Below are 12,429 nucleotides of genomic sequence, written 5' to 3'. Positions count from 1 at the left end.
TTTTAATTAAAAAATAACAATGTTAAATTTTATTCTTATTGCAGTTGGCGCTATTGTTTTGGCTTTTGTTTTAGTTAAAGTAGTAGATAAATTTTTACCTCCAAAAGTAAAACCCATATTAACCATAGTTTTGTGGTTATTAATTGGTTTTCTAGGTTACCAAACTTACCAATCTATTTATGAGCCAATACAATTCAATAAGGTTAAGAAAAAACGATATGCTCAGGTAATTGAGAGCTTAATCGATATTAGAGATGCTCAATTAGCACACAGAACCGTTAATGGAAATTTCTCTAAAGATTTTGATGGTTTAATCAAGTTTTTAGACACTGCTAAATTCACAATCACACAACGAAGAGATTCTAGTGTTTTAGATGAAGCAATGACTAAGAGATTTGGTGTAGACATGTTCAAGGAAATCGTGATTATTGATACACTAGGTTTTGAGTCTGTAAAAGATTCTTTATTCAAAAACTCAGACAGGTATAAGACGATGATGAATGTTCCTGTTGGGAAACCTGGAGAGAAATTTAAGCTTCAAGCCGGTTACTTGGAACAGAACGGTATTAAGATTCCTGTATTCGAAGCTTCAGTATTAAAAAATGCCATTTTACACGATCAAAATAAAGATTTACTAGTGCAAGAGAATCAGGTTGTTTCTGTAGACGGCGTTAATGGAGATGCTTTGAAAGTGGGTTCTATGGATGAAGTGAAAACTATTGGTAACTGGCCTAAAACCTATGGCGATAACGAATAGCACAAAAGATATAACTACCAAACTAACTAATCAACAACTGTCCATTCAAATTAGTTTGAATGGACTTTCTTTTTGTGTTCTAAACCAAGACACCAATACCTTAACTTACCTTCGTGAATTTGATTTCGAAAAAAAGTTAAACCCTATAGAACTTTTAGATCAATTAAGAAATCTATTTCATTCTGAAGAACCCCTAAAAGTTAATTTCAATAAAGTTTCTGTTGTTTACAATAACGAATTATCCACACTTGTACCCAAATCGTTATTTCAAGAGGAATCATTAGCCGATTACTTGAAATTCAACTCCAAAATTTTGAAGTCTGATTATATTACTTATGATGAAATTCAGTTAGGTAATTGCATGTGTGTTTATGTGCCTTTTGTAAATATAAATAACTTCCTTTACGAAAAATTTGGTGAGTTTACGTTTAAACACATTAGCTCTGTTTTAATAGAATCTGTACTACAGTCTGAAAAAAACTCAGAAAAAACAAAACTGTTTGTACATGTAAATGCTAAAAACTTTGAGCTCGTAATCATAGAAAAGTCTAAGTTGCTGTTTTGTAATAGTTTTGAGTATTCCACGAAAGAGGATTTCATCTATTACATTTTATTTACAGCAGAACAACTAAACTTAAACCCAGAGACGTTTAACTTGGTATTTCTAGGGGACATAAATGAAGAAGACACACTCCATGAAATCACTTATAAATATGTGAGACATATAAGCTTTGGCTCTAGGAATGATATTTATACAATTAAAGACAACATAGATTCTAAGCATTCAAATTATGCATTAATTAAAAATATATAATGCGCATAATATCAGGAACATATAAAAGAAGAAGAATTGAAACCCCAAAAAACCTACCTGTTCGACCTACCACAGATATGGCTAAAGAATCGCTTTTTAATATTCTCAATAATCACTACTATTTTGAAGATATATCTGTTTTAGACTTATTTGCTGGCACAGGTAATATTAGTTATGAATTCGCTTCCAGAGGTACAGAACAAATAGTTTGTATTGACCAAAATTTCAATTGTATTAAGTTTATAAATAAAACAGCTGAGGCTTTCGAAATGCCCATTCAAACTATTAAAAGTGATGTTTTTAAATTCCTGGAAAAAACGACTTTAAAATCTAATATTGTTTTTGCAGACCCACCTTACAGCTTTACAACAGAACAATTTTCTAAAATACCCGAGTTAGTTTTTGAAAATGAATTATTGCTCGAAAATGGCCTTTTAATTGTCGAGCACTCTAAACACACAGACCTCTCCAGTTTAAACTACTATAGCCATTCCAAAAGCTATGGCGGATGTGTTTTCAGTTTCTTTGAATATACATAAATAGTGTATTGACTTTAATAATCCCCTTTTTTTCAGTATATTAGAGTTCTTCCTAAGAGTCCCTTAAATACTCTGATTTCCTTAATGCTCATACAAGCATAACGCTTTATGTGAATTTTAGTTATGGTATAAACTCTAATACTAACTCTTAAAACCATAATTAAAATGAAAAAACTTTTTTTATTAACACTGGTTTTGGCTCTTTTTTTATCGTGTCAAAATCAACCACAACGCTATTTCGAGAGTTCACCACAGATTGATAAACTTATATCTGGAATTGAAGCCTATGAGGCCGGAGATTTTGAGGCCTGGAAATCGCATTTTGCAGACACAGCAAAAATTCATCACAATAGCCTTAAAGGGGCATCTAAAGATGAAGTTGCCAGTATGCTTTCTGGCATGGTATCTAATTTATCTTCTTACGGTTTCTCGAAAGACAATGCTGTTTTCGAAATGATTGAAGATAAAGATGGAAAAACCTGGGTAAACTACTGGAATGCATGGAAAGGAACTACCAAAGTAACAAACAAAGAAATTATTATTCCTGTTCATATAACTGCAGAATTTGTTGAAGATAAAATTGTTAACGAGCATGTATATTATAACCCTTCTGAACTCCAAGAAGCTATAGCTGAGGTAATAAATATGCCAGATAACGAAAAGACCATACTTACAAACATTGAATCTTTTGTTGAGGATTTTCTAAACAAAAAAGACGATTCGGTTTTAGAAAATATCCTAGCTGATGATTTTATGAGATTTCATAACGATACCAAAGTAGCTACAGGAGCAGAAGAACTAAAAGCCAATCTTAAACCTTTCTTTAACGGTTTTCCAGATTTAAATATTGAGTTATTACACAAATCTACTGTTGTGAATAATGCAATTTTTGTGCATTGGAAATTTACAGGTACCCATACAGGTGAATTTGCAGAAACTCCAGCAACAGGTAAAGAAGTTTCTGTTAATGGACTATCACGACTTCAGTTTAACGATAGCGGAAAAATGATTTACGAGCATTTATATTTCGACCAATTGCCGCTTATGCAGCAAATAGGTAAAACTTTAAACTAACTAAATTATATAATCTTATGAAATCAATTAAATTAATCTTACTATTTTCTTTAGCTCTATTATTTTCTTTCAATGTAGCTTCTGCGTATCAGCAGATGTTTCAAGTACACCAAGACAATGTAAAACCCTCTAAAATCTGGGATTATGAAAAAACCGCAAAAGCGTTTCATGATGCCTGTTTAGAGCATAACCCTGAAGCATCCTGGCTGTGTGCTACCATGGATGATATGACCTATCTTTACGTTACACCAATAGAAAGTTTTGCAGATTTAGATAAACGCCCCTTTGCAGATATGGCAAAAGCTATGGGTGATGAATTTGCAAAAATGTTTCAAGATTTTGACCAATGCTACGATTCTCATGGAAGTTATATTATTATGCTAGATGAAGAGTTGACTTATATGCCCGACGGTATTTCACAAACTCAAGAAGGCGAAGATTACAGAGACTATTACTTTATTTATTTTAATCCTAAAGACGAAAAGAATCTTAGAGAAGGAATGAAAGCTGTAAAAGATATGTTCGCCTCTAAGGCTTCTAAAAACTATTATCGTATTTACAGAACAGGGTTTGGTACCATGGATAGTTATTATCTTGTGGCCATGTCGAGCAAAGACGAAATAGACTCGGCAACAAAGGAAAAAGCTAATGAGGAGTTATTAGGCCCAGAGCGTTTCGAAACCTTTAAAAAGGTTATGGATTATGCTACAAAAATGGAAGAAGTTACCGGGGAAATAAGACGAGACCTCTCTTACTCACCTAAAAAGGAATAATTGTAATATTCTCCACAAACTATAAACCCTTCTTAGTTTTAAGAAGGGTTTATTATTATATGTAAGTAAATTTATAAGCCGAATTCTGTACTCTTGCGAGCCCTTATCATTTATCTTAATATATTGTTACCAATATACTTTAGCTGCCTACCCTCCAACATTGGACGTGCCACCCTTAAACGTTGGTATACATGACATTGCACCATATAGAGTTTACCTGATTTCACTACAGCATTACCTGTACATACTTTCTGTTGCACTTTTCCTAGCTTTACAACTGGTGGCCGTTAACCACTATATTGCACTATGGTGTTCGGACTTTCCTCCACGCCAAAGGCGCAGCGATAAGGCAATTTACTTGATGCAAATGTACGATAGTTATTGAAATTAATACTGTTTAATCGAGTTTTCAGAAAGTATAGTGGAATGATAAATCAGGAAAAATGACAATGCCAATGATTATCAATAATATTGAAAATGAAATCAATATAATTTTTTATTTTTTCTGATGAATCAATTGGCTTTTTAAACTAAAATTCAAACTACAACCTGTCAAGTACCTGTTAATAACTCCTTTTAATTTCTAACTTCAGAATTCTAATTTCTTGGTTGAATTTTTAACTTTGTTATTAGCATGTAAAAGCAACTTCAAGATGCACGATGCTATTATAATCTCAACACAATAAAGTAAGAACACTTGGAACATTTTGTAGTATCGGCTAGAAAATATAGACCACAATCGTTTAAAGACGTTGTTGGGCAGCAGGCTATTACAAATACACTTCTAAATGCTATAGAAAATAACCATTTAGCCCAAGCGCTTTTGTTCACTGGTCCCAGAGGGGTCGGTAAAACATCGTGTGCACGTATTCTTGCCAAAATGATCAATAGCGATGGAAACGATACCGATGAAGATTTTGCTTTCAATATTTTTGAGTTAGATGCCGCTTCTAACAACTCGGTAGATGATATTAGAAATCTAACCGATCAGGTTAGAATTCCGCCGCAAGTTGGTAAATATAAAGTGTATATTATAGACGAGGTGCACATGTTATCGCAGGCAGCTTTTAATGCTTTTTTAAAGACATTAGAAGAACCTCCAAAACACTGTATTTTTATTCTAGCAACCACAGAGAAACATAAAATAATACCAACTATTTTATCGCGTTGTCAGATTTTTGATTTTAAACGCATTACTGTCACAGATGCCAAAGCCTACTTAAAGTACATCGCCGAGGAACAGGGCATTACAGCCGAAGACGATGCTTTACATATCATAGCCCAAAAGGCAGATGGTGCCATGCGAGATGCACTCTCTATTTTCGACCGTGTTGTGAGTTTCTCGGGTAAGAACCTAACTAGAAAAGCAGTTACAGAAAATTTAAATGTTTTAGATTACGAGACTTACTTTGAAACAACCGATCTTATTTTAGAAAACAATATACCCAAATTGTTATTGTTGTTTAACAATACGCTTTCCAAAGGCTTCGATGGTCACCACTATATTTCAGGATTAGCATCTCATTTTAGGGATTTATTGGTAAGTAAAACCGAAAACACCATAGAGCTTTTAGAAGTTGGGGAACAAACTAAAGTAAAGTACCTAGAGCAATCCCGAAAAGCTTCCCGAGACTTTTTAATACAAGGCATTAATTTGGCAAACGACTGCGACCTCAAATACAAAAGCAGTAAAAACCAACGTCTTTTGGTTGAACTATGCCTTATGCAACTTGCCTCTATCACTTTTGATGGAGAAAAAAAAAATAGCAGACACTACATAATCCCTGCTTCATATTTTAAAAACAAAGGCATTACCCCTGTTGCGGTTACAAATTCAAAAATTGAGGATAACTCAAACACGAAAACGTCAATTAACGAAGGAAATGAAAGTGCAAAAGAAGCGATTTCTAGTAAAGAAGCTGAAAATATTAAGGCTTTTAAAGCTGTTACTCCTCCTAAAATAATCCTAAAACAAGATACTAAACGCACGTCTGGTCTTTCGCTGAGTAGCTTAAAAGCTAAGAAAGCTCATCAAATAAAACAGATGAATGTTATTATTGATGAGGAAGACTTGCCACAAGAAGCGTTTACAGAACAAGAGCTTGTAGCACAATGGAATACCTATATTGAGAAAATCCAGAAAGAAGGAAAACGTAATTTAGCCTCTATTTTATCCATAGACACGCCTAAAGTTATAGATACTACCATTCATTTAGAATTTCCTAATGCCACCAATAAAGTCGAAGTTGAACGAAACCAGTATGATTTATTAGCCTTTATTAGAAAATCGCTTAATAATTTCGATATTAACCTCTCAATTACTGTAAACGAGGTCATGGAAAAACAATATGCTTATACTACCCTAGAAAAATTTGAAAAACTTAAAGAAAAAAACCCTAATATTGAGTTATTAAGAAAAACCTTTAATCTTGATGTTTAGAAAGTTAATACGCCGCTTACCCTTATTTATTATTGTAATTGCAATTGGTTTTTGCAGTTGCGATGGTAGGAAATCTAAAAATGATTTATTTAAAGCATCTGTTGCTGAGTTTAATGATTCTATTGACCCTATTCAGATTACAACATTTTATCCAGAAAGTTACAGGGAGCATCTTAAAGATACCGTTTTAAGTAACGGCTATTCAGTTAGTATAAAGACCATTGTTGATATGACCGATAGTATCAGCAATACATATAGAGCAAACAAAACAACCACTGTTAAGGATGTTTTTAGAAAAAAATCTTCTCAAGTTATTGTTAAGAAAAATGACAAAATCATATTTGACAAAATAATCGATTTTAATTTTTACTACGATAATGGAGAAATCCCAAAAGAACACTTAAAAAATACGCTATGTAATAGTGTGGAGGTAAATCAAGAACTATCTACTGGGGATAGTTTATATCTAACAACAGATATTGTAAGTGTTACTCCGGAACTATATACACACTATTTCTTTAATTTAAAAATAGACACAAACGGAAGCTACACACTAAACAGGTGGCGGGCTTACGAAAACAAGATTAAACATGCTAGGACTTAAATTACCAACAGACCCTAGATGGGTGAATATTGTTGAAAAGAACATTGAAGAGATTTTAACCGATCATGCATTTTGTGAACAAAAGGCCACTAGTACTGCAATTTCGTTGATTGTAAGTTTCCCAGAATACACCGAATTAGTTCAGGAAATGGTAGCGTTAGTCAAGGAAGAAATAAGCCATTTTAAAATGGTTCATGACATAATTTTGAAACGAGGCTGGACTTTGGGAAGAGATCGCAAAGACGAATATGTCGTTAAATTAATGAAATTCTTTCCCAAAGGAGGCAGCAGAACCACACAATTAGTTCATAGGTTATTATACGCCGCACTAATTGAAGCCAGAAGTTGCGAGCGTTTTAGATTACTTTCTGAAGAATTAGAAGATAAAGAACTTGCAACATTTTACAGGAATCTCATGGTAAGTGAAGCCAACCATTACACTATGTTCTTGGGTTTTGCTAGAAAATATGGAGACAAAAAAGAGGTTGATATCAAATGGCAAGAATTACTTGAGTATGAAGCCAAAATAATGACTGATTTGGGTAAAAAAGAAACCGTACACGGCTAATATCAAAAAAATTAAAGAGAAATACCTAATTAATTTCATTAACAAAAAAAACTAGACCTTTTGAGTCTAGTTTTTTTATGTTTTCTATTTTAAATTTAAACACCTAAAACTTATAGCCAATACCAATCTGAATATTGGTATTTGTGGCAGAGTTTCCAGAAGCATCATCAAAAATATTTCTTAATCCGTAAGTATATCTTAGATCTGCAAATAATGCATAGTTGATTTTGTACTCGAAACCTCCTACTGCAGAATACGCCATATTCTTTACACCATCTTGGGTTTTATGAGATTTAATACTTACTTGAGGTCCAGCAGCAATATGGAGTTTTTCACTCATTTTAATTCTCAACAAAACAGGAGCTTGGATATAATCTAAATGTAATTTTTCATCATTGGCTCCTTCAGGAGAAAATTGAAGTTCTGGCATTAATGATAAGGTTCTTGACAAACCTATGTTTGCAAAAAAACCAATATAGAAACTGTTTCTGTGTTTGTTTGGTACATTAACAACTGTACCGTCGTCTAAATCAACATTAGAAATATTGTAACCGCCACGCACACCAAACTTAATGCCTGTAGGTACATAGGTTTCTTCTTTTACTTGAGTACTATCTTTTACTTTATCCTGGGAAAATCCATAAAATGAGAGCGTAAGTAGTAATGTGAATAGTAAAACTTTTTTCATAATTAATAAATTTGGGTCTATAATTTTGTAATTATACTGCCACGAATATATGTTTTATTATCAAAAAGCTATCTTTTCAAAGTCAAAATGCAGAATTTAACTGTGTATTACTAGAAACGGTATCATAATAGATGCTTTTAATTATACCATCTGCCAAACCTATTTTAGGTACATATATGTGCTTTGAAGCACTCCATTTCATTGCAGAAAGGTAAATTCTCATAGCTGGAATAATCACATCTGCCCTGTCTTGGTTAAGCTCTAATTCGGTAATACGTTCCTCATAAGTATAACTTTGAAGAGTTTTAAAATAATTGGTTAAATAAAAATAAGTAAGCGGTTTACCTAAAGCCTTTCCTGAAACTTTGAATATTTTGTTTATGTTTCCTCCAGACCCTAGTAAATCCATCTTATCGTAGGCCGACGTATGTGTTTTTATCCACTTCTCCAATTTTTGCCAAGCTTCATCGGTAACCATATCATTCAAGAGGCGTACGGTACCAATTTTAAACGATTTTGAGGCTCTTTTTATACCATTATGAATTACCGTAAATTCGGTACTACCTCCACCCACATCAACATATAAATATGTTTTATTAGGGTCAATAAATTTATTTAAATCGGTTTCTGCGATTATAGTAGCCTCTTCTTTACCACCTATAATATCAATTTTAATGCCTGCTTCATTTAAAATTAAATCAACCAATTGCTTTCCATTTTTGGATTCTCGCATAGCTGAAGTGGCACAAGCTTTGTATTTTACTACCTTGTGGGATTTCATTAGCAACCTAAAAGCAAGCATGGTATCTACCATACGTACTTTGTTCTCCTCTGAAATTCTCTTATTAATGAATACATCGGCACCCAAACGAATAGGCACACGCACAAGCGAGTTCTTTTTAAACCTCACAGGTTTGCCCGTTTCCTCTATAATATTAGATATTAGTAACCTTACAGCATTCGAACCAATATCGATTGCTGCATATTTTTTTATTGAAAGCATATTAATCTTTGAGCTTATCTAAATAATAATCGTAGATAGCCACTTGCGATCGTATTTCTGGGCCATCGTTTTTACGGTATATATTTTCTGTAGATGTATTGATTATCCTAGCCTTTACATTATCATTCCAACACAAGTTGAACGTATCTATTATTTCTTTTTTGATTTCTGGATCGTAAATCGGACAACTCACTTCTACTCTATTGTGTATATTTCTGGTCATCCAGTCTGCCGAAGATATAAAAATTTTAACATCCTCGCCTTTTCCAAACATATAAACTCTTGGATGTTCTAAAAATTTATCTACCACACTAATCACTTCAATATTTTCGCTCATGCCTTCTACACCGGGCACTAAACAACAAATTCCGCGAACAATCATATCTATTTTAACCCCCGCATTACTGGCTTCATAAAGTTTATCGACCATGGCATAATTAGATATACTGTTCATCTTCACTCTAATATAACCTTCTTGACCATTTTGACATAATTCAATTTGTTCATCGATCAAATTAAAGATTCGTTTTTCGGTATAATTGGGGGAAACTATCAAATGTTTGTAGGAGTAAACACGATAATTAGCCTCAAAAAAGTTAAAAATCTTATTAACTTCTTTCAATATAGGCTGATTATAAGTGAATAAAGTATAATCTGTGTAAATTTTTGCCGTAGATTCATTAAAGTTACCAGTACTTATAAAACCATAACGCTTAAACTTTTTCCCCTCTTCTCTTTCAATAACACACATTTTACTATGAACTTTTAATCCAGGAATACCAAACCTCAGGTTAACCCCTTCTTTTTTCATTAAGTTGGCATAGTGTATATTGGCCTCTTCATCGAACCTAGCTCTTAACTCTATAACTACAGTGACTGCTTTACCGTTAATTGCTGCGTTTATTAAAGCACTAGCAATGTGTGAAATTTGAGCTAATCTATAAATAGTGATTTTTATGGTTCTCACCTTAGGGTCTATGGCTGCTTCACGAAGAAACCTAACAACATAGTCAAATGTATGATAAGGAGCATGAATCATATAATCCTTCTCGGCTATTGCCTTAAAAATGCTACTTTTCAAACTAAGCCCTTTAACTGGCAGAGGCGTTATTCTTTCATACATTAAATCTGTTCTCCCAAGACTAGGAAAACTCATATAGTCTCGTTTGTTATGATACCGGCCACCAGGAATTATACTATCCGTATTTTCGATATTCATTATATCCATTAAGTGTTCGAGAGTATCTCTATCGATAGTTTTATCGAAAACAAAGCGAACAGGATCTCCAATCTCACGATGTTTTACACTATCTGATAGCTTTTCTATAAAACTCTTACTTAAATCGCCATCAAAATCTAGTTCTGCATCCCTGGTGATTTTAATCATATGAGCAGAGATTTTCTCGTATTCGAAAAAACTGAAAATATCACTTAAACAGTATCTTAAAAGATCATCGTACATGATGATGTAATTCTGATCATTTTGCTTTGGCAATACTATAAACCGGTCGACACCTTTGGGGATTTCTAAAAGAGCGTACTGATTATCGCCATCCTTTACCTGCATCTTTACTGCCAAATAAGCCGCACTATCCTTTAAATTTGGCAGGGCAACCAAATCATTAAGCACTATGGTAACCAAAGCCGAGCTTACATTTTGAAAATAGTAATCCTTTATAAAATCATGTTGATTGCTATCTACCTCGGTTTCGTCTATTAGGAAAATATTTTCTTCCTTTAGTTTATCATCAATTTCATCCAGAACCTTAATACTTTCTGCTTGCTGATCAATTACAATTTTGGTAATAATCTCCAGAAGCTCTTTTGCTTTGATACCTCCTAACTGATTTTTACCTGCCTTTCCAGCCTCTACTATACGCTTAACCGTAGCATATCTAACTTTAAAAAACTCGTCTAGGTTATTAGAAAAAATTCCAAGAAACCTCAACCTTTCAATAAGCGGTACATTTTGATCAGAAGCCTCTTGAAGTACTCTAGCATTAAACTGAAGCCAACTTATTTCTCGATTTAAATAGGTGTTTTTGGTTGTCTCGGTAGTAATCATATCTATTAGGCTATGTATTCCTAACAAATATATTTTATTTAAGTAAAAGAATTATGGAAGTTTACTTTAAATTTCCTTTAAAATTTCCTGTGGTATTAAGAAGTCTAAATTTTAGTGATGTACAGGGTCTTGAGTACAAGGACAATTACTTATACCTTGTAAAAAGTCTATCCCCACAGTAATAACATGAGTTCCGGAATTATAGGCAGATAAATCGTTGGTGGTAATCTGGTAGGCGTAGCCAAAATAAAATATCGATTTCTTGAACCCCACCATAGGACCTATATTTAAAGGCTTAAGAAGTTGGTCGTTCAAGAACCTATAAGATATACCTCCCCAGAAATAATCATCGTTTCTATTATACTTTCGGAATTTAAAATTTAAATCTGTTGCCGATCGCTTATCACTGGTAAACATTTGATAGAATATAGAAGGTTCGAACTCAAGTCCAGATTTTTTTGGGCCCCTAAATGTGTAACCAGTATAGATTTGATAGTTTAACAGTAAATTAGGTTCCTTGAACCGTATTGACGAATCGAAATCCTTATCCAATACATTGTTTATGTTTAAACTCATAAAGAAAGCTTTCCAACGGAATAAAGCCCCTAAATCGAAGTTATGATTTGTATTTCTTCTATCGTCTGTAACTAGCGGATCTATAATTGGCGCTTCGTGAGTTGTGTTGAAGTTATTAATATCTATCCGAAAATTATTCAGGTTATAAGAAATACCTAACGACAGATAAATTTTTGAATAATAATCTAATGTAAGATGATGCGCAAAAGAAAACTTTGCTCCAGATTGGATGGTGTTACCATTTCTATCACTGTAGAATGATAAACCTACCCCCGATCTATCGGCGATTCGTATATCTCCATAAACCGATTGATTATCTGGAGCTCCTTTTATACCAACCCATTGCGTTAGTCCGTTGGCCCGAATTTTTACATTGTCCCCAATACCGGCATATGTTGGTGCTATTACAAAGTTATTATCTGCCAGATACTGAGTAAATACAGGTAAATTTAATTCTTGGCCGTAACTTAAAACTGCCGTGAAAAACAATAAATATGTAACTAACTTTTGCATTTTATTTTCTTTAAA

Annotated in this window: 12 protein-coding genes and 1 other RNA gene; 8 read left to right on the top strand and 5 right to left on the bottom strand. The window is 33.3% G+C overall.

The genetic code is table 11. From position 1 onward, the window contains the following. Positions 1 to 19: 19 nt before the first annotated feature. The 5 genes from M0214_RS12435 (at position 20) to M0214_RS12415 (ending at position 3,957) form a co-directional block, all read left to right on the top strand. Positions 20 to 757 (top strand): hypothetical protein, encoded by a 738-nt coding sequence (locus M0214_RS12435; RefSeq protein WP_248722888.1) that lies wholly within the window; start codon positions 20 to 22, stop codon positions 755 to 757. Then, entirely contained in the window at positions 741 to 1,571 is an 831-nt protein-coding gene (locus M0214_RS12430; protein ID WP_248722887.1) for a DUF3822 family protein, read from the top strand. The genes M0214_RS12435 and M0214_RS12430 overlap by 17 nt, the downstream gene beginning before the upstream one ends. Further along, positions 1,571 to 2,110, top strand: coding sequence for a 16S rRNA (guanine(966)-N(2))-methyltransferase RsmD (rsmD, locus tag M0214_RS12425; RefSeq protein ID WP_248722886.1), 540 nt, complete (start codon positions 1,571 to 1,573; stop codon positions 2,108 to 2,110). Before M0214_RS12430 ends, rsmD begins: the two co-directional genes overlap by 1 nt. A 165-nt stretch (positions 2,111 to 2,275) precedes the next feature. After that, the gene (locus M0214_RS12420; RefSeq protein WP_248722885.1) at positions 2,276 to 3,184 is read left to right on the top strand and encodes a nuclear transport factor 2 family protein; all 909 of its coding nucleotides are present in this window, start codon (positions 2,276 to 2,278) and stop codon (positions 3,182 to 3,184) included. A gap of 17 nt (positions 3,185 to 3,201) precedes the next feature. Then, on the top strand, positions 3,202 to 3,957 hold the full coding sequence (locus M0214_RS12415; RefSeq protein ID WP_248722884.1) for a hypothetical protein: 756 nt from the start codon (positions 3,202 to 3,204) through the stop codon (positions 3,955 to 3,957). Between the two features lie 58 nt (positions 3,958 to 4,015). On the opposite strand, the gene rnpB is transcribed toward M0214_RS12415, so the two are convergent. Further along, an RNA gene (rnpB, locus tag M0214_RS12410) (RNase P RNA component class A) lies at positions 4,016 to 4,318 on the bottom strand. A gap of 336 nt (positions 4,319 to 4,654) precedes the next feature. Between rnpB and M0214_RS12405 the strand changes: the two genes are divergently transcribed. The 3 genes from M0214_RS12405 to M0214_RS12395 are packed head-to-tail and all read left to right on the top strand — an operon-like array spanning position 4,655 to position 7,569. Beyond that, the gene (locus M0214_RS12405; RefSeq protein ID WP_248722883.1) at positions 4,655 to 6,397 is read left to right on the top strand and encodes a DNA polymerase III subunit gamma/tau; all 1,743 of its coding nucleotides are present in this window, start codon (positions 4,655 to 4,657) and stop codon (positions 6,395 to 6,397) included. Next, the gene (locus tag M0214_RS12400; protein WP_248722882.1) at positions 6,390 to 7,001 is read left to right on the top strand and encodes a hypothetical protein; all 612 of its coding nucleotides are present in this window, start codon (positions 6,390 to 6,392) and stop codon (positions 6,999 to 7,001) included. Before M0214_RS12405 ends, M0214_RS12400 begins: the two co-directional genes overlap by 8 nt. Next, positions 6,988 to 7,569: a tRNA-(ms[2]io[6]A)-hydroxylase gene (locus M0214_RS12395; protein ID WP_248722881.1), complete on the top strand. Its 582-nt coding sequence runs from the start codon at positions 6,988 to 6,990 to the stop codon at positions 7,567 to 7,569. Before M0214_RS12400 ends, M0214_RS12395 begins: the two co-directional genes overlap by 14 nt. 103 nt (positions 7,570 to 7,672) lie before the next feature. Here the strand turns inward: M0214_RS12395 and M0214_RS12390 are convergent, their stop codons facing one another. The 4 genes from M0214_RS12390 to M0214_RS12375 form a co-directional block, all read right to left on the bottom strand. Continuing rightward, positions 7,673 to 8,257: a porin family protein gene (locus tag M0214_RS12390; RefSeq protein WP_248722880.1), complete on the bottom strand. Its 585-nt coding sequence runs from the start codon at positions 8,255 to 8,257 to the stop codon at positions 7,673 to 7,675. 82 nt (positions 8,258 to 8,339) lie between these two features. Further along, positions 8,340 to 9,260, bottom strand: coding sequence for a Ppx/GppA phosphatase family protein (locus M0214_RS12385; protein WP_248722879.1), 921 nt, complete (start codon positions 9,258 to 9,260; stop codon positions 8,340 to 8,342). A gap of 1 nt (position 9,261) precedes the next feature. Beyond that, positions 9,262 to 11,325 (bottom strand): polyphosphate kinase 1, encoded by a 2,064-nt coding sequence (ppk1, locus tag M0214_RS12380; RefSeq protein WP_248724959.1) that lies wholly within the window; start codon positions 11,323 to 11,325, stop codon positions 9,262 to 9,264. Positions 11,326 to 11,436: 111 nt separating this feature from the next. Continuing rightward, positions 11,437 to 12,414, bottom strand: a complete 978-nt coding sequence (locus M0214_RS12375; RefSeq protein WP_248722878.1) for a type IX secretion system membrane protein PorP/SprF — start codon at positions 12,412 to 12,414, stop codon at positions 11,437 to 11,439. Between the last annotated feature and the right edge of the window lie 15 nt (positions 12,415 to 12,429).

The sequence above is a fragment of the Seonamhaeicola sp. ML3 genome (assembly GCF_023273855.1).
Classification (GTDB): domain Bacteria; phylum Bacteroidota; class Bacteroidia; order Flavobacteriales; family Flavobacteriaceae; genus Seonamhaeicola.
This window is presented reverse-complemented; position numbering and strand designations above follow the sequence as displayed.

Excerpts from the sequence above, each read along its gene's own strand:
- M0214_RS12400 (WP_248722882.1), top strand. The coding sequence starts at position 6,390 with ATGTTTAGAAAGTTAATACGCCGCTTACCCTTATTTATTATTGTAATT.
- M0214_RS12395 (WP_248722881.1), top strand. The coding sequence starts at position 6,988 with ATGCTAGGACTTAAATTACCAACAGACCCTAGATGGGTGAATATTGTT.
- M0214_RS12390 (WP_248722880.1), bottom strand. The coding sequence starts at position 8,257 with ATGAAAAAAGTTTTACTATTCACATTACTACTTACGCTCTCATTTTAT.
- rsmD (WP_248722886.1), top strand. The coding sequence starts at position 1,571 with ATGCGCATAATATCAGGAACATATAAAAGAAGAAGAATTGAAACCCCA.
- M0214_RS12375 (WP_248722878.1), bottom strand. The coding sequence starts at position 12,414 with ATGCAAAAGTTAGTTACATATTTATTGTTTTTCACGGCAGTTTTAAGT.
- ppk1 (WP_248724959.1), bottom strand. The coding sequence starts at position 11,325 with ATGATTACTACCGAGACAACCAAAAACACCTATTTAAATCGAGAAATA.
- M0214_RS12435 (WP_248722888.1), top strand. The coding sequence starts at position 20 with ATGTTAAATTTTATTCTTATTGCAGTTGGCGCTATTGTTTTGGCTTTT.
- M0214_RS12385 (WP_248722879.1), bottom strand. The coding sequence starts at position 9,260 with ATGCTTTCAATAAAAAAATATGCAGCAATCGATATTGGTTCGAATGCT.
- M0214_RS12430 (WP_248722887.1), top strand. The coding sequence starts at position 741 with ATGGCGATAACGAATAGCACAAAAGATATAACTACCAAACTAACTAAT.
- M0214_RS12415 (WP_248722884.1), top strand. The coding sequence starts at position 3,202 with ATGAAATCAATTAAATTAATCTTACTATTTTCTTTAGCTCTATTATTT.
- M0214_RS12420 (WP_248722885.1), top strand. The coding sequence starts at position 2,276 with ATGAAAAAACTTTTTTTATTAACACTGGTTTTGGCTCTTTTTTTATCG.